Here is a 17,174-nt window from a genome sequence, read left to right on the forward strand (position 1 = left end):
CGGGGAGTATCAAATGGCAGGGGGAGGCCACAACAGTTGACCGGAGATCTGATTCCGGTAGCAGGATATTGCTGACGACAGGTGATGGGCAGGCAGTATCATAATAATTGCTGTTGCTGTTGCTGTTGCGGTGCAGTTGAGGAAAGCGGTTTTTGTACCGAACGTTCGTTTTTTCTATACTCGCCAGGTGAGATGGACATGTGCTTGCGGAATAATTTGGCAACATGTTCGCCGCTTAAAAAACCGCAGCGGCGTGCAATTTTGTCGACCGGTAAATCCGTTTCCGCCAGCTGTTGTCGCACCGCTTCCAGTCGTAGATGTAATAAAAATTCGTGCGGTGTCCATCCGGTTCCGCGTTTGAACTGGCGCTGAAAATTGCGCTCGCTCATTGATACGAAATTTGCAGCACTGAGGATATTGATCGGCTCTGCCATGTGTTCTGCAAACCAGCGTGAGGCTTGCTGGATTTTATTGTTTTTGCTTGTCTCGGCCTGTTTTACGGGACGTGTCGGAGGTGGACTGTCCCGCCGCCGCTGACAAATCAACAGGCTCTCTGCAACTCGCTTTGCAACGCTGGGACCCAAGTCGGCCTCCAGAAAATGCAAGGCAAGATCTGCAGCCATGCCGATATCGCTTGCAGTAAAAATGCCATCGTCTTCTGTCATTGTCGCTTCCCGTTCGATTTTTATTTTCGGGAATTCCTGCGTCAATTTATCCTGCAATGCCCAGTGTGTGGTCGCACGACGATTGTCGAGCAGGCCGGCTGCGGCCATGACGAATACACCGGTGCAGATGGCGCCAATGCGACGCACATTGCCTTTGACTTTTTGCAACCAGGAGAGCAGTGCGGGATCGCGATAAGCGTCGAAATTTCCAGTGCCGCTGACGATGAGCAGAGTATCAAATGAATGATTGTCGTGCTCTGGCAATGGAGATGTCATGATTTGAACCGAGGCGGAAGATTTTATGATGCCGCCCTGGAGAGATAGCAATGATATGGCGTAGCCTGTCTCGCCTACGTATATGGAAGAAAGAAGCTTGTCGCCAACGCCGAAGACATCCGCAATGCCGATGACATCAGCCAGAATCACTCCTTCAAAAACAATAATGCCTATATGTTTGATCGATCGAGAATAGTCGGTCAATGCCAGTGTTTTGAATGACATCACTTCCATCTTGCCCTCCAACGATAAGTTCTTTTTTTCCCTGTTTGATTTCCTGAAAGAAAGTTATTTGTTGTTAATATTGCTGCTTCCCATAGTGTGGAGTAGCGGCAAGCGAAGTAGTTACTTTTACTTTGAGCCATGAGACTACTCCATGTGTTTTAATTAGCCTATATTTTTTGTGTTAATTAAACGCATATTCGTGGTTTTTATTACTTGTCTTCCAGTGCATCTTTCAACCGGGCATTTTCCAACGCCATCTCCGCAACAATTTGCTTGAGTCTGACATTCTCTTCCTGTAAAAATTTCAAATCCTGTGGAAATCCTGGCAAAGCGCTGTAACGTTTCTTCCAGTTAAGAAAAGTGTGTTCGGAAACGCCTGCCTGCCGAATCACGTCTTCCAATGGCATACCCAGTTCTTCCTGTTTCAGGGCCGCTGCAATCTGATCGCTGGTGGTAGTCCGCTTCATCACGTGCTCTCTGATTTCTGTTCTGTTACCGGTAGTCGGGCCGTATCATTCTTCAACTGCTGCGGGTTGACTGAGTGCAGGCGTACTTACTTCAGGCGTACTTACTTCAGGTTGATCCAGCATGACTGGAGAGGTTGTTGCTTCAGTCGGTGGTGCTAAAGCCGCTACTGGAGCTGCCTGCTCCACAGGTTTGGGTGGTGCCAGACTAAGCGTTGGAGGAGGCGCTTCGGATGCCTTGACAGTGCTGGGGCAGGAGCGTCCGGTTGCTTCAACAGCTTTGCGATTGGCATCGCTTTGGCATAGCAGCGCGAGTGCCACATCATTCATTCCCATTGCACGGAATTCGCGCGAATCAAGGCGACGTACGCACGCCTCATCAACCATCGTCGTGCCGCCCGACAGGCCCCAGCCGACAGCCGATATTCCGGCCGAGACGGATCCCATGCAGGTATCAGAAAGTGTTGTGGTAAGCGATGGTGCGATAGTGCTAGGCACGTTCTTGACTTCATAACTGCCGCCGTAATTGACTGTGGCTTTGGTATTGTTGGCACTGCTGCCTGGTGCACCTACCTCACCGATTGCGGCTGGTGATGCGCCACCGCCACCGCCACCGGAACCTGTGTTAACCGAAACGTTTACATTCGATGCGCCGCCAGTTGCCGCGCCACCGGTTGCCGCACCGCCAGTTGCACTACCGCCTGCACCACCGGCCCCACCTGTTGCGGAGGACGACGAAGATGTTGAACTTGAACCTGAACCGGAGCCGGAGCCGTGATGTGTGTTTCCCGACCACGCTGGCAAAGCGAACATTGAGGCTACCAGCACACCTAGAATTTTGCTTTTCATGGCTGCTCCATCGCAATGGTTGTTCCTGAAACTCAGAGAGAAAGTTTCCTTCCTCTCTGTTTTTGGGTGATCTCATCAATCGCCCGCTTGGTTTGGTGATTAGTTGTGTGCAAATGCGCCGGATGCGCCGCCATTGCCACCGTCACCACCAATTGCCTTGCCAGTCCAAGTGTCGCCGCCAATTGTGATCGACTTGGCATCGCCGGCATCGTTGTCATTGTGGCTGGCCGAAGCATTTGCATTGCCGGTGGACGACCCTGTGTCGCCGCCGATTGCCAATGAATTGCCATTGAATTTCTGCTCATTACCGGCGTTGCCTGAGTTGGCATGGCCGCCGCCACTTGGTTTGTGATAGCCCCAGCTGCTGCTTCCACCGCCACCGCCGGCGACAGCATTGCTCGAGTTGCCGCCTGCTGTGGTAGTGCCGCCGAAGGATTTCGTGCTGCCACCCGCCGTCAGGTTGCCGCCGGTATTAGCTTCACCGCCTTTATTAATTTGAAATGCATTGCCACCGACTGCTGTGCCGCCGGTAGTGGAGCCGCCTGTGGCATTGCCTGAAACTGCACCGCCACCTGAGCCGCCAGCGCCGCCAACCGAAACGGCATTTGCGGTACGTGCTGGCATTTGGAAATTATGTGTATAGCCGCCATAGTTACCGGCATACGCTGAGACGGCAAACAATGATGTAATGGCTACTGCAATGATGTGACGTTTCATTTTTGATTCTCCTGAATGGATGGATGGATGTCAGTACCTTGATGTCTCTTTCATATAGGTTCCGGCTGGCAGATATGTTTTAAAAAACGATTCTGATACCTGTCATTCGGGTTAATCCATGTGCGCCAGTGCTTGTCTGGTTTCGTTTGGATTGGATTGATAATAGGACGCCAGATATTTTTCTTAACGACAAAACCTTGTCTACTTCAGACAGATGTATATGGCGCTTTTGTTTAGGTATTCGCTTCATCTAAATGGCGTGAAGATCAAAACTGATGGCGGCATGCGCTTATGTTGTCGTACGAAAAAAGTAAATTCGATACTGGATATTCTTGTTGTGCAATTTCTCTGAAATTTATTTTTTTGCTGCAAGTTTTCAAGTGTTTTCTACACAGTGAAAAGTTGTTTGTGCGAGGGAGACAAGGCAGAAGTGCGGACATTGCAGCAAAGACGGAATACAGAGGAGCCGCCGAGGCGAGCGACGCTTTTCGTCGCAGGAACAGGGTGGAAATTATGTCGCTGATGCAGGCGTTTCAGTGCACAAGCACAGACGAAAATGCGCTGCGAACAAGAGTGGGGAAAGATAAAAACGACAGCATGCAAGCTGCATTGAAGACGGCCACACCAGCATGAGGCATGGAGCGAAAAACGATGCGAGCCGATTCAATCGAAAGCAGGTAGCGCCATTCCGGGCAAGATTTCTGGCGTGTTGAAGTAGCAGCTCAGTGCATCATGCAAGTGCCGCTGAGCGCCATGAGCAGTGTTGGACGGCGCCAGCCTGAATGGATATTTCACCATAGTCCAGGCTGTGCCGGCACATTGCTTTACGCATGCTCAATCTCTGCAGGTGACAGTCTGAATGTGCTGACTGTCTGCGATAGATTGTCGGCTTGGACCTGGAGAGATGCAGCGGCGGCAGCGGCTTCTTCTACCAGTGCGGCATTTTGCTGAGTCACTTCATCCATCTGGCCGATGGCTTGATTGATTTGCTCGATTCCGCTGCTTTGTTCATGACTGGCCGCGGTGATTTCACTCATGATGTCAGTCACGCGCTTGATGCTGTCGACCACCTCGTTCATGGTGCTGCCGGCCTGATCAACCAGTTTGGCGCCGGCATCCACTTTTTCGACTGAATCGCCAATCAATGTCTTGATTTCCTTCGCCGCTGCAGCTGAACGTTGCGCCAGATTGCGTACTTCGGAAGCCACCACGGCAAAACCGCGTCCCTGTTCGCCGGCACGCGCTGCTTCCACTGCCGCATTCAATGCAAGGATATTGGTCTGGAATGCGATGCCGTCGATGACGCCGATGATATCGACGATCTTCCTCGACGATGCATTGATCGAGCCCATGGTGTGGATCACTTGCGAGACGACGGCACCGCCTCTGACGGCAACTTCCGATGCGGACGCGGCGAGTTGATTGGCTTGCCGCGCATTGTCGGCATTCTGCTTGACGGTAGACGTGAGTTCCTCCATCGAGGATGCGGTTTCTTCCAGTGAGCTGGCCTGTTCCTCTGTGCGCGACGACAGGTCGAGATTGCCGGCAGCGATCTGACTCGATGCAGTGGCGATGGTGTCGGTGCCCGTGCGTACTTCGCCGACTACCTTTGCCAGACTGTCGCGCATGCTCTTCATTGCATATAGCAGGCTGTTGCTGTCTCCCGGGCGCGTCTTGACGTCAACCGACAAGTCGCCGGCAGCGATGGCGCTGGCAATGTTGGTAGCGTAATCGGGCTCGCCACCGAGCTGTTTGAGCAAGCCGCGCGAAATGACCATGCCGATTGCAAACAGGATGGCAGCAAGTATGAATGCACCAGCCGCAAAGTACAGAAGGCGACTCATGATGGTGGCTTCAACCGTATCGATATAGACGCCGGAACCGATAATCCAGCCCCACGGTGCAAATCCCTTGACGTACGATATTTTCGGCACGGGTTGTTCGCTGCCCGGTTTGGCCCACATGTAAGGGACGAATCCGCCACCTTCAGCCTTGACGAGTTTGACGAATTCGACAAACAGGCGCTTGCCGGTTGGATCCTTATTGTCCGACAAATCCTTGCCATTCAGCGCCTGGTTGATCGGATGCATCAGCATGCGCGGGTGCATATCGTTGATCCAGAAATATTCGTTTCCGCTGTAACGCAATCCCTTGATCGCCTGCATCGCCTGCTGTTGCGCCTGCGTATCGGTCAACGTGCCCTTGCTTGCGAGGTCGTGGTAATAAACCAGTACACCGTGGGCAGCTTCCACTACCTGCCGCACATTATTTTTTCGCTCTTCCAGTATCAGTTTTCGTTCTGAAATCAGAAACAGCGCAGTCAGTACGACAATGCCCAGGATGGCGCTGGCGGTAAGCAAACCAAGTTTTTTGGCGATACTCATGGAGCGGCGGTTTTGTAGTGCGGACATGTGTACTCTCCTTTGGTGCGACTAATTTTTATATGACCGGATTGCTTGTTCAATCAGGCCCGTCTCATCGCCGGAGATCAATTTTTCAATGTCCGGTGGAATTCACATGCATTTGCTAAAGATGTACAGATTGATCAGGATGCCGCAGTTGAACACTGGCCCATCTCTGTCGCTGAATTGATTCACGAACGCAGTCTTGATGCTGCTATTGGAGAGTCGGCTGTGCATGTGCCGTCTTTATATTCGCTGGAGATGCTTACTTTATGCTTACTCAGCCTGAATTTCTACGTGAGAAAGCCATTGTTTGAAAACTATTCGTCTATGGATAAGTTTTCACGAGATATCTTGCCTGTCCATGGACTCTGATTTAGAAGGGCGGGGCCTGATTGCCGTGCTGCCTGTCTATCAGGGCGAACCCGCATCCTTGATTTTGATATGTCAGATGTCCTGCTGCGATAGTGATTTTTTATCTGGCTGCGACCTGCATGTCGTTTGCAATCCAGTCGAAGACCGACGTATGCATCGGCTTCCAGCCCAGTTCCTTGCGTGCCCTGGCCGCGGTGACGCGACTGTTGGAGCCGAAGGAATAAACGGCATGGCCGAATCCCCATTCCTTGATCGCTTCTTCAACCGGCCATGATTGCGGTGCGCCGAGTTGCAGGCGTGTGGCGATGGCAGCAACGATATCGGCATATGATGCTTCGCCGTTTTCAACGAAATAGAAAGAGCCGGCCGGTGCATTTTTCAATGCCAGCAAATACAACTCAACGACATCCTTGATATGTACGTTGGACCAGACGTTGATGCCTTGGCCGACATAACGTGCGATGCCGCTTTTTTGCGCCTGTGCCACCAGCGGCGGAATTTGCACGCTGTCGGGGCTGACACCCAGGCCGGTGCCGTAAATCATCGTGTTGCACAGGATGACGGAGCGCACGCCGCGTTGCGCCGCATCGCGTATCAGTTTGTCGAGCGCCGCACGCGGCGCTTTTTCCGGCACCACGGTAACGGGCGTGTCTTCGGCAAAGACGGTATCCGACTTCCATTCGCCGCGTGCATCGTCGCCGATGACGCTGGAACCGCTGGTATGGATGAAGGCCTTGCCGGAATCTGCAAGGGCGTTGAGCAGGGTTTCGACGGAAGCCAGGTGATCCGAGCTGGCAGCATTGATGACTGCGTCGGCCTGTTTTGCTTCGCGTGTTAAAACTTCGCTGTCTTCCAGCGTGCCGATGACGGGTGTGATGCCGAGTTGCTGCACGCGATCTGCCTGTTCCTGTGTGCGCACCAGACCGCGTACCTGATAGCCTTCCTGCAGCAAGCGTGCTGCGACTGAGCCGCCGATAAAACCTGCTGCGCCGGTAATGAATACGTTCATGTTCTGTCCTTGTTTATGAATGAGTGACTGATGTTCCTGTGGGTCTTGCCCCATACATACCGGCTGACCGGACTGCAGGAGCAAGTTCATGAACGTACTATGCAGGCATTTATTGTTGAGAAAAATAGCTGTACCATCAAATGATATTTTCTCTGGGGTCAACAATGGATATCAATTCCGACGATTTGAAAACCTTTGTCGCCGTCATCGATAGCGGCACGCTGGGTGCAGCGGCGCAGCATCTGGGGCAAACGACTTCGGCGGTCAGCCGTGCGCTGTCGCGGCTGGAAGAAAAACTGGCGACTTCCTTGCTGACGCGCACCACGCGTCGGATGGAGTTGACCGACGAAGGTCGGCTGTTTCTGAAGAAGGCTCGCGCGATTCTGGCTGCGATGGATGAGGCGGAAGAGGCTATCCGGGTGCGCCGCCAGCAACCGAGCGGGCGCTTGCGCATCGATGCCGCTGCGCCGTTCATCCTGCATGCAATCGTGCCGCACGTGGCAGAGTTCCGTGCGCTGTATCCGCAAATTACGCTGGAATTGACGAGCAACGATCAGGTCGCCGATTTGCTGGAACATCGCACCGATATTGCGATCCGCATCGGCAACCTGCAGGATTCGACGCTGCACGCGCGCGCCTTGACGGCCAATCCCCTGCATTTGCTGGCCAGCCCCGATTACCTGCAACGTCACGGCACGCCGACTACGCCGGAACAATTGGCGGAACATCAGCTACTGGGTTTTTTGCAATTCGAATCCGGCAATACGTGGCCGATACGGCACGCAGGCGGAGAAGGTCTGGCTGTTACGCCTGCATTGTTTGCCTCGAGTGGAGAAACATTGCGTGCGCTGGCCTTGCACGGGCAGGGCATTGCCAGCCTGGCCGATTACATGACACGGGACGATATTGCGGCGGGCCGGCTGGTCAGAATTCTGGAAAATTACTACACCGGCTATCGGCAACAGATCCATGCGGTGTATTACCGGAACACGCAGTTATCGCGAAGAATCAGCTGTTTTCTGGAGTTTTTGCAGCAAAAGTTATAGTCGTTTTCATTGAGGAAAACAAACGCTTGCGATGGATGTCAAAAATTATCCTGGGTATTATTTTCATTGAGTGCGGTAGCCTGAAAACACCAGTGCCAGGGCTCGTAAATGAATCCCAGCGCGTTGTTGCGCGGGTATGACAGGGTAAAACCGAAGCGGCCGGCGTTGACAGTCAACCAGCCGAATGCTGCGGTATTTTCAAACTCTGTTTCGGTGGCGATGCAGCCTGGTGTGTTGATATCGATCGCACGACCCGTGTGGTGTTCGCTGTAGCCGGGCGGCGCGCTCAGTGTCAGTATCTTTTCGATCGGCATATTGCGATCCAGCTTGTATTGAATGATCTCGATTTGCCGCTCGATCGAGCGGAATGCCGATACAACTTCCAGCACAATATTGTCTTGCCGTGCAGCCTGTTTCATCGCAGCCCAGGCTGCGGCTGTCGCCGGCGTCATCTGGTATTCGCGACCGGCGGCATCGGTATCGGCTATCGTCAATTCCTCTGCTTCCACATAAAAGGGCAGCTGTTTTTGCGTAATCAGTTCCTGTGCAATGCCAAGCCTGGCAAGTTCCAGCGCAATGCGATTTTCGTAATCGTTTTGCTGTCGTTCGTTTTTCATATCGTCCGTGTGCACCAGCGTGAGAAAAATAATGGGTCAGCTTACGTCTTAAGCTTGCCGTCTGCAAATTGCGGCATGACTTCGATCCTCGCTTGAACTGCGTTATTATGCAAAGCAAAGAAAACAATGAGGTGACGTGTGAAATTCAATATGGCTAAAAATTCGATCTTTGCATTATTGCTGCGTGCACAATGGTGGGTAAGCGGCGGGATTGCATTGATCATTGCAATCATTGCGTGGGCGATATTGCCGCGCCAATATGCAATATATGGCGTGTTCAGCGGCATGCCTTTCATGATCGTCAGCGTGATGGTGCTGTGGCGCAAACGCGGCTTGCCCAGCGATGCGCGCACGGCAGAAATCCTGCAGGCAGCGCGGACGATGTCATGGAAGGATTTTTCGGTGGAAATTGAACGTGCGTTGCTGCGTGACGGCTTTGAAGTGACGCGCATCGAGCAGCCGCACGCCGACTTTTCCATCATCAGCGGCGGTCGCAAGGCGTTCGTCAGTTGCAAGCGCTGGAAAGCAGCGAGCAATGGTATCGAACCATTGCGTGATTTGCATCGTGCAGTGGAAGCGGGCGGTGCGGATTATTCGTTCTACATTACTGCGGGCGACTTCACACCGAATGCGATGCAGTTTGCCGTCGATCACAAAATGCGGCTGGTGCATGGCGCCGGCCTGGCCAAATTGCTGAGTGAAATGAAGATAGGCAAGAGCACGGGCATGCGCGCTGTTTCCGGGCAAAAAGCCTGAATATTTTCTGCAACCCGGCATTTGCCGGGTTTTTTATTGCCTGTGCGACTGATATGCAAGCACAAGGAGACAGGCAGGCGATAGCTCGATGCATGACATTATTCGCAAATAGATCACGTTGTGATATGATCTTTTGCTTTACCTCTGCAGTATCAGGCGCGGCCTGATAGCGATGACGATACATGACCAACACACCTCCGCTGGAACAAGTCGACTTTGAGGCTTTATCTGAATTCCGTTACCAACTGCGACGTTTTTTACGTTTTAGCGAAGATGCCGCACAAAGTGTCGGCCTGACGCCGTTGCATTATCTGGTGCTGTTGCACATCAAGGGTTTCCCCGGTCAGGATTGGGCGACCGTCGGCCAGTTGGCGGAACGTCTGCAAACGCAGCATCATGGTGCTGTTGCACTGGTATCGCGCTGCGAAAAAGCCGGACTGGTGACGCGTTCTCCAGGTGTGGAAGACCGGCGCCAGGTTCGCGTGCGCTTGACGGAAGTCGGCGAAAAACAGTTGCGCCACCTGGCGGAATTGCATCGCAATGAATTGCGCTCCCTGTCCAATGTATTCAAGGTCGCGCGCATTTCCGCCTTCAACGATAGCGGCAACGCTGCATAACCATCCCCTCAGGCAGTTTCTTCCAAGCGAGCGGTTTTCATGCGATCTCATCAACGCGATTTTGCGCCGGATCGGCGCATCATTTTTCTATGCCTGATTGCCGTCGTGATCGGCGCCATCAGTACAGTGGCGGCGTTTGTGCTGCTGAATCTGATTCATTTTTTTACCAATCTGTTTTTCTTCCAGACGCTTTCATTTGCCGATCGCTCTCCAGCCAACCATAGCCTGGGCTTGTGGGTGATTGCGGTACCGGTAGCCGGCGGTTTGATTGCAGGCCTGATCGCACGCTACGGTTCAGACAAGGTGCGCGGACACGGTATTCCGGAGGCAATCGAAGCCATCCTGTTTCGCAAGAGCCAGATGTCGCCCAAGGTGGCGGTTCTCAAGCCGCTGACATCCGGCATCGTGATCGGCAGCGGCGGACCGTTCGGTGCGGAAGGTCCGATCATCATGACGGGTGGGGCGATCGGCTCGCTGATTGCACAGAATTTTTCGATGAGCTCCGCCGAACGCAAGACCTTGCTGGTAGCCGGCGCGACAGCCGGCATGACTGCCGTATTCGGCACGCCGGTGGCTGCCGTACTGCTGGCGGTCGAATTATTGCTGTTTGAATGGCGACCGCGCAGTTTATTGCCGGTTATGCTGGCCTGTGCAGTGGCGGCGTTCTGCCGTCCCTTGTTAATGGAATCGGGGCCGCTGTTTCCCATCCACACGGCGCCGGTCGGACTGGCGGCATTTGCGATTTGCATCGTTGCCGGTTTGCTCAGCGGCATATTGTCGGCAGTCATGTCGATTTCGCTATACCGCGTGGAAGACTTGTTCGGCAAGTTGCCGCTGCACTGGATGTGGTGGCCGGCCATAGGCGGTTTGGTGGTTGGCATAGGCGCTTATTTCGAGCCGCGTGCGCTGGGTGTCGGATATGACGTGATCTCCGATCTGCTGAATCACAGAATGATCCTGTCTGCCGCCTTGTCCTTGCTGCTGGTGAAGGCGATCATCTGGGTGGTGGCGCTGGGTTCCGGTACTTCCGGTGGCGTATTGGCGCCTTTGCTGATGCTGGGTGCAGGATTGGGAGCGGTGATTGCCAGTCTGGTGCCAGGCAGCGATCCGACGCTGTGGCCGCTGGTGTGCATGGCGGCGGTCTTGGCCGGCGTGCTGGGCGCACCCTTGACGGCGGCAATTTTTGCGTTGGGCCTGACCGGCGATTTCAATGCCTTGCTGCCGCTGCTGCTGGCGACCGGCGTGTCCTACGGCTTTACCGTTCTGGTGATGAAACGTTCGATCATGACGGAAAAAATCGCACGACGGGGCCTGCATATTTACCGCGAATATAGCGTCGATCCGCAAGAGCGCATGTTTGTGCAGGATGTGATGGCAACCGATATTGCGCACATCGATGCAAGTCTGTCCTTGCAGCAGGTGTCGCACGATTATTTCGGCACGGGACAGAAACATCGCAGCTTTCCGGTCGTGGGTGCGGAACATAAATTGCTCGGCATGCTGGATCGCGAGTTGTTGATGCAGTGGATAGGCAAGCACGACGGCGCGCAGAAAATAGGCAGCTTGTTCGAGAAAATTCCATCGGTGGCTTTTGCCACGGAAACCTGCCAGGTAGTCGGGCGCCGCATGGCGATCCAGCATGCAGAAAGATTGCCGGTGGTAGTGAATCGGGCTTCAATGAGCCTGATCGGCATTGTCAGCCGCAGCGATTTGCTCAAGCCTGCGCACACGGCATTTCATGAGGAGCATATCAGGGAGCGCCTGTTCAATCGCTAGAAAAAAGAATGTAAAAAAGGCCGCAGGATCAAATGATCCTGCGGCCTTTTTTCTGCAAGCGCCAATGGGGCGCTTGTCTTATTCTGCAGTGGTATTGCCGGATTTTTCCTGTACGGCTTTTTCCAGTTCGGCGATACGCACGCGCTGCGCCTTCTCGCTGGCAAAACGTTCGGTGATATCTCTGGCAACTGCCAGTGCGCCCAGAATTTTTCCGTCTGGATCGTGCACCACGCCGAAGCTCATATCGATGTAAATCTGGCTGCCATCTTTATGCATGGAACGGGTGGTCAATACCTTGTTGACGTATTTCATTTCGCCTGTCGATACGGCATGGTCGAAACCCTTGTTATGGGCTGCCAGCATGCGTTCGGGGATAATGATGTCGAGCGGGCCGCCGATGACATCGGCTGCCGCATGGCCGAAAATTCTTTCTGCTCCGCTATTCCAGATACGGATCAAACCGCTGGTATCGGCAAAAATGATGGCGTCCGGCGCCTGATCCACGATTGCTTTTGACAAGGCCAGATCTACATTGTTGGTTTGCATTTCTCTCTCCTGGTAATGACGCCTGCGTAAAATACGGGATGTTTATATTGCTTCCGCCATACTGTGCTCGAACAGGGCGGCGATCATGTCTGTTTGCGTAATCATACCAACCAGGCGATTGTCATCATCAATGACCGGCATTTGATGGACTTCGGAATCGGACATCAGCGGCACGAGCTCGACGATGGACTGGTTTTCATTGGCGGTGTAGACCTCTTTGGTCATGATTTGTCCGACCACTTCGTGTTTTTCGGTATGCGACAGCAGGGAAGGGCGAATCAGGTTGACCAGTTTTCGTCCCAGGCCTTCGTGCGCGTCGACCTCGGCATGCTTCAGGAAATCGGCCTTGGTCACGATGCCGATCACCCGTCGACCACGATCGATGACAGGCAAGGCAGTCAAGTCATGCGACTTGAATTGCCGCCATGCTTCTGCCAATTCCGTACCGAACTCTACGTAGATAACATCTTTCGACATGATATCTGCACACTTGGTACCGTCGAGGCGTCGTCGATATGCCTGCATTTCCGTTTGCAGCATGATGGATTCCAGATCGTCGCGACTGATATCCAGCACCTGATTGTAGCGCGCCAGAACGACATCCAGATCTTCCGGTGTGATGCCGGTACGCGCGGTCGGTGCGACGTCCTTCGTGTTGTGCTTGTTGCCGCGGTCCGGTTGCACGATGTGCGGATAACGGCGTCCGGTTGCATTATTGAAAAACAGGGCTGTCAGCAAAAGCAGCAGTGAATTCAATCCGACCGGTATCAATACAAAGTCGTAGCCCATCGCATGCACGGCCGGGCCGCCCAGGACTGCCGTCAGCGCTACTGCGCCGCTGGGTGGGTGGATGCAGCGGAAGGCGAACATGGCGCCGATGGCGAATGCCGCTGCCAAGCCTGCCGCCAGTATCGGTTCGCCTACAAATTTTGCGCAAGTCACGCCGATGATCGCCGCAATGATATTGCCGCCCATGATGGACCACGGCTGCGCAAGAGGGCTGGCGGGAACGGCAAACAGCAGCACCGACGATGCACCCATAGGGGCAATCAGCCAGGCGGCATTGATGTCTTTACCGAGAATAAAGTAGCTGCAAAGAGCAGTAAGTACGATACCGAATAATGCGCCTGCGCAAGCGCGCATTTTTTCATAACGATCAACCAATCCAGGTGCGGGGACGATACGGAGAAGCAACTTCAATTTCGATAAAACCATATGATCCCTGACAAATTCACAAGCCCGTTATTACATCACAATATGATACGTTAAGCAACGCTGTTGCCAAAATCGGCAACGCGTACTGTCTCCTGTATCCGTTCCGCATGCAACAAGATCAGTGTTTTTCGCGGCAGGCAAGTGTAAATATGTTGCATTCTGAATGCAAATATTATTTGCCACAAACGACGCGACTCATACGTCTTGGCGCCGGCGATATATCATCAAGGCGGATGCTGCAAAACAGGCGGCAGCTATCCGGGTCGGGTAAAGTCGCTTGTGAAGAACCGCCACTATTGGTTAAAAACATTCATCTCACGCGACATGAAGAGGAAATAGAATATTGCTAGAAAAACGGAGAAGCTGTTATCCAAGCCTGCAAGATCAGCCATTGCTTGTCGAGCAGGATATTGTTTGGTACACATCTTCAAATAATACGGAGCCTGTTTCAGGGACCGGTCCTGCCTGATCGCCAAAAGGAAATCATCTGATGCCTGTCATTACCAATATCGAAGATCTGCGCGTACTGGCGCAAAAGCGCGTGCCGCGCATGTTTTACGATTACGCCGATTCCGGTTCCTGGACTGAGTCGACCTATCGTGCGAACAGTGAAGATTTCGCCAGGATGAAGTTTCGCCAGCGGGTCGCGGTCAATATGGAAAATCGCACGCTGAAAACCACGATGGTGGGGCAGGAGGTGCATATGCCGGTGGCGATTGCACCGACCGGCCTGACCGGCATGCAGCATGCGGACGGCGAAATTCTCGCGGCCAAGGCTGCCGAGAAATTCGGTATTCCGTTTACCCTGTCGACCATGAGCATCTGCTCGATCGAGGATATTGCTGCACACACCAGCAAGCCGTTCTGGTTCCAGCTGTATGTGATGAAAGACCGTCCCTTTATCGAACGCCTGATCGAACGCGCCAAGGCGGCGAAATGTTCGGCACTGGTATTGACGCTGGACTTGCAGATTCTGGGGCAGCGCCACAAGGATTTGAAAAACGGCCTGTCGGCACCACCCAAGCTGACCATTCCCAACATCCTGAACATGATGGGCAAGCCGCGCTGGTGCATGGGTATGCTGGGTACCCCCCGCCGCAGTTTCGGCAATATCGTCGGCCATGCCAGCGATGTGTCGGACATGTCGTCGCTGTCGGCCTGGACCTCGCAGCAATTCGATCTGGCCTTGTCGTGGAAAGACGTCGAATGGATCAAGAAATGCTGGGGCGGCAAGCTGATCATCAAAGGCATCATGGATGCAGAAGATGCGCGGCTGGCCGTGGCCAGCGGTGCCGATGCGATCATCGTCTCCAATCACGGCGGCCGCCAGCTCGACGGCGCACTGTCCAGCATCGCGGCATTGCCGAGTATTGTCGAAGCAGTCGGCGATCAGATCGAAGTGCACATGGATGGCGGCATCCGCTCCGGCCAGGACGTGATCAAGGCAATTGCGCTGGGGGCGAAGGGCACGTATATCGGCCGCTCCTTCTTGTATGGTCTGGGTGCGATGGGCGAAGAGGGCGTGACCAAATGCCTGGAAATCATCGAGCGGGAACTGGATCTGACGATGGCATTTTGCGGTTTGACGGACGTGAAGAAAGTCGACAAGAAAATTCTGATTCCCGGTACTTACTGATCCAACGCAATAAATTTAATGTAGTACATGCAAAAAGGCCGCACATGTGCGGCCTTTTTGCATTCCGGAACTCTACTAGGACAACAGCTTGGCGCGATGCCGGGCGGCAGTTGCGGCAAGCGCAGAGCGGTCCACACTATAAGACGGTGCGCTGAAAACGGGTTTGCCGAGAACACGTGTCGCGAGTGGCTTGAGCAGTATTTCCGGAATCTCCAGCGGCAAAATAATCGGTTCAACATGCACCGGACCGCGACGCTTGATAATCTCTACTGAAAGGCGTCCGATAGCCAGCGGTTTGCAGAGCATGCGTAATGGTGCGGGCGATGCCTGAGCTTGCGCATCCAGAGGGCGAAACAAAAACGTCCATCCTTTCGTGCCGGCAGCCGCCAGATGCAAGCGTCGCAAATGGTCGTCTCTTGCTTGCGGCAACCAGCACAGCAATGCACCGAAGCTGGCGCTTTTCAGAGCTTGCTCCACGGCCCAGATCTTGTCTGCCGGTTTGTCTGCTTCTATCAGTGTGACTTTGCTCATGTCTATCCCGCACTCGCCCAGGCTGGTGGCGATTGCAAGATGCGCAGGTGCCAGCACCACCACGGTTTTGCCGGTTTGCGTGATGTGCGTCAGTGTTGATGCGAGTAAACGCAATTCGCCGACACCGGGATGGTCGAGTAGCAATTCTGTCAAAACTGAAGGCGGCCAGCCGCCATTCGGCAACTGCTGATCCAGCTCGCGATATCCGGAAGAAATCGCTTTGGAGCGAGGCGCTCCAATCTGATCGTGCAGCCAGATTGAATCTGACTGCGACGCAAGAATGGACGAAGTGGAAAAAGGAAGAGCAGAAGCCAGTGCAGCCATAAAACCTCCAAAGTGCTGTTTGGGACAAAACGCCGTTTGCTCGGGCGAGTCATCAATATACTGTATATATGTACAGTATAAAAGGTTTAAGTGAATTTTTGAGCGTTTTTTTCTGAGGCGCGATCAGGTAACGAACTCACCACAAGGTGTAAGTCATGATGAATCCAGCCGATACCATCGCCGTCAGGGCAATGGCAAACAGGATTTCAGCTATGCGCGTCAGCAATTGCACGATGCCGCGATGTTTGGTGCGCAAGGCCCAGAAGACGCAATAGGTGCAGAGCAGAAAAAACAGCGCGCTGAGGACGAAGATATCGTCGACGACCGTTCCACCCAATGTTCTGCCTAGCGTTGAAAAGAGTGTGACGCCGGTGATGCACAGGCCGGCCATGGTCCCCGAGGTCGACAGCAGGTGGCGCAGTTCTTCGCGGGTATTTTGATCCATGAGCAGTCCTGCAATGGCAGATCAGGTATTAACTCCTCATGCTGCTTTATGGTTGACTGGAAGTCGCGGCGTTTTGTACCAGCGCGATGCGCCTGCGCAACTGTGCGGCAGCGACGCTATCGCCGGCATGTTCCGCACGCAATGCCTGTACGCCCAGCCATGCCAGCAATGGGCGGCGCCATCCCTGCGCGGATGCGGTGTCGACTGCTGCGCTCAGTACCGCCGGTGTGGCGCGCTTGCTGCGAAACAGGACGCCGGCGGCGACCAGTTTCGCCAACGGGTCTTCGATATTTTGCAGGGCTGCTGCGGCAGCAGTATCCGAAGCGGCACCTGCTACGGCGCGATGTTGCGGCGGCAGCAAGGCAATGTCCTGCGTCTTGATGCGCCCGGCCAGAAAGTCGGCATAAGCGCGTTCCGGTGCGGCGGCATCCTGTCGCAATTTTTCAAATTCAGTACAGTCTTCCAGCACCAGGCTGGCGACACGGCTGGCACAGCGTGTGAGTTCAACCCGCGCCAGCAGGTCGGCACGGCCGGTGCGGGCGATTTCACTGCGTGCCTGTTTGAATTCCTGCGTTTCGACGCGCGTATTGCCCTCCAGATAGGCGGCGGTAGCGCGTTCCGTTGCCGTCTTGGCGTTCATTTGCCAGTCCGGCACCGGTGTGCCGGCACAGGCCGCCAGCAAG

General features: G+C 54.0%; 18 protein-coding genes. 6 read left to right on the top strand and 12 right to left on the bottom strand.

Annotation, left to right across the window (positions count from 1 at the left end):
* Window positions 1-98: 98 nt before the first annotated feature.
* From ABWP27_RS03755 to ABWP27_RS03775, 5 genes are all read right to left on the bottom strand, one after another.
* Window positions 99-1,175 carry a GlxA family transcriptional regulator gene (locus ABWP27_RS03755; RefSeq protein WP_353153546.1) on the bottom strand — a complete coding sequence of 359 codons (1,077 nt, stop codon included), beginning with the start codon at window positions 1,173-1,175 and terminating at the stop codon, window positions 99-101.
* Between the two features lie 200 nt (window positions 1,176-1,375).
* The gene (locus tag ABWP27_RS03760; RefSeq protein ID WP_353153549.1) at window positions 1,376-1,633 is read right to left on the bottom strand and encodes a transposase; all 258 of its coding nucleotides are present in this window, start codon (window positions 1,631-1,633) and stop codon (window positions 1,376-1,378) included.
* A 45-nt stretch (window positions 1,634-1,678) separates the two neighbouring features.
* A complete protein-coding gene (locus tag ABWP27_RS03765) occupies window positions 1,679-2,479 on the bottom strand; it encodes a histidine kinase (protein WP_353153551.1) in 801 nt (266 codons plus the stop codon).
* A gap of 99 nt (window positions 2,480-2,578) precedes the next feature.
* Complete coding sequence (locus ABWP27_RS03770; protein ID WP_353153554.1) at window positions 2,579-3,196, bottom strand: hypothetical protein; 618 nt, start codon at window positions 3,194-3,196, stop codon at window positions 2,579-2,581.
* Window positions 3,197-4,020: 824 nt separating this feature from the next.
* A complete protein-coding gene (locus ABWP27_RS03775; RefSeq protein ID WP_353153556.1) occupies window positions 4,021-5,607 on the bottom strand; it encodes a methyl-accepting chemotaxis protein in 1,587 nt (528 codons plus the stop codon).
* 45 nt (window positions 5,608-5,652) lie between these two features.
* Here ABWP27_RS03775 and ABWP27_RS03780 point away from each other — a divergent pair, with 45 nt between their 5' ends.
* On the top strand, window positions 5,653-5,973 hold the full coding sequence (locus ABWP27_RS03780) for a hypothetical protein (RefSeq protein WP_353153559.1): 321 nt from the start codon (window positions 5,653-5,655) through the stop codon (window positions 5,971-5,973).
* Between the two features lie 100 nt (window positions 5,974-6,073).
* Here the strand turns inward: ABWP27_RS03780 and ABWP27_RS03785 are convergent, their stop codons facing one another.
* The gene (locus ABWP27_RS03785; RefSeq protein ID WP_353153562.1) at window positions 6,074-6,982 is read right to left on the bottom strand and encodes an NAD-dependent epimerase/dehydratase family protein; all 909 of its coding nucleotides are present in this window, start codon (window positions 6,980-6,982) and stop codon (window positions 6,074-6,076) included.
* A gap of 164 nt (window positions 6,983-7,146) precedes the next feature.
* Between ABWP27_RS03785 and ABWP27_RS03790 the strand changes: the two genes are divergently transcribed.
* Window positions 7,147-8,028: a LysR family transcriptional regulator gene (locus ABWP27_RS03790; RefSeq protein WP_353153564.1), complete on the top strand. Its 882-nt coding sequence runs from the start codon at window positions 7,147-7,149 to the stop codon at window positions 8,026-8,028.
* 38 nt (window positions 8,029-8,066) lie between these two features.
* Here the strand turns inward: ABWP27_RS03790 and ABWP27_RS03795 are convergent, their stop codons facing one another.
* Entirely contained in the window at window positions 8,067-8,645 is a 579-nt protein-coding gene (locus tag ABWP27_RS03795; RefSeq protein WP_353153567.1) for a M15 family metallopeptidase, read from the bottom strand.
* 150 nt (window positions 8,646-8,795) lie between these two features.
* On the opposite strand from ABWP27_RS03795, the gene ABWP27_RS03800 reads away from it, so the two are divergent.
* From ABWP27_RS03800 to ABWP27_RS03810, 3 genes are all read left to right on the top strand, one after another.
* A complete protein-coding gene (locus tag ABWP27_RS03800; RefSeq protein ID WP_353153570.1) occupies window positions 8,796-9,401 on the top strand; it encodes a restriction endonuclease in 606 nt (201 codons plus the stop codon).
* Between the two features lie 182 nt (window positions 9,402-9,583).
* Entirely contained in the window at window positions 9,584-10,018 is a 435-nt protein-coding gene (locus ABWP27_RS03805; RefSeq protein WP_353153573.1) for a MarR family winged helix-turn-helix transcriptional regulator, read from the top strand.
* Window positions 10,019-10,057: 39 nt separating this feature from the next.
* Window positions 10,058-11,794 (top strand): chloride channel protein, encoded by a 1,737-nt coding sequence (locus tag ABWP27_RS03810; protein ID WP_353153575.1) that lies wholly within the window; start codon window positions 10,058-10,060, stop codon window positions 11,792-11,794.
* 78 nt (window positions 11,795-11,872) lie between these two features.
* On the opposite strand, the gene ABWP27_RS03815 is transcribed toward ABWP27_RS03810, so the two are convergent.
* Together ABWP27_RS03815 and ABWP27_RS03820 are read right to left on the bottom strand one after the other, a co-directional pair.
* Window positions 11,873-12,340, bottom strand: a complete 468-nt coding sequence (locus ABWP27_RS03815; protein WP_353153578.1) for a PAS domain-containing protein — start codon at window positions 12,338-12,340, stop codon at window positions 11,873-11,875.
* A gap of 42 nt (window positions 12,341-12,382) precedes the next feature.
* Window positions 12,383-13,555, bottom strand: a complete 1,173-nt coding sequence (locus ABWP27_RS03820) for an HPP family protein (RefSeq protein ID WP_353153581.1) — start codon at window positions 13,553-13,555, stop codon at window positions 12,383-12,385.
* Window positions 13,556-14,045: 490 nt separating this feature from the next.
* On the opposite strand from ABWP27_RS03820, the gene ABWP27_RS03825 reads away from it, so the two are divergent.
* Complete coding sequence (locus ABWP27_RS03825) at window positions 14,046-15,191, top strand: alpha-hydroxy acid oxidase (RefSeq protein WP_353153583.1); 1,146 nt, start codon at window positions 14,046-14,048, stop codon at window positions 15,189-15,191.
* Window positions 15,192-15,266: 75 nt separating this feature from the next.
* Here the strand turns inward: ABWP27_RS03825 and imuA are convergent, their stop codons facing one another.
* From imuA to ABWP27_RS03840, 3 genes are all read right to left on the bottom strand, one after another.
* On the bottom strand, window positions 15,267-16,046 hold the full coding sequence (imuA, locus tag ABWP27_RS03830; RefSeq protein WP_353153585.1) for a translesion DNA synthesis-associated protein ImuA: 780 nt from the start codon (window positions 16,044-16,046) through the stop codon (window positions 15,267-15,269).
* Window positions 16,047-16,182: 136 nt separating this feature from the next.
* Window positions 16,183-16,491 (bottom strand): hypothetical protein, encoded by a 309-nt coding sequence (locus ABWP27_RS03835; RefSeq protein WP_353153588.1) that lies wholly within the window; start codon window positions 16,489-16,491, stop codon window positions 16,183-16,185.
* A 46-nt stretch (window positions 16,492-16,537) separates the two neighbouring features.
* Window positions 16,538-17,173, bottom strand: a complete 636-nt coding sequence (locus ABWP27_RS03840; protein ID WP_353153591.1) for a hypothetical protein — start codon at window positions 17,171-17,173, stop codon at window positions 16,538-16,540.
* Between the last annotated feature and the right edge of the window lies 1 nt (window position 17,174).

The organism is Herminiimonas fonticola (assembly GCF_040395855.1).
Lineage (GTDB): Bacteria > Pseudomonadota > Gammaproteobacteria > Burkholderiales > Burkholderiaceae_D > Oxalicibacterium > Oxalicibacterium fonticola_A.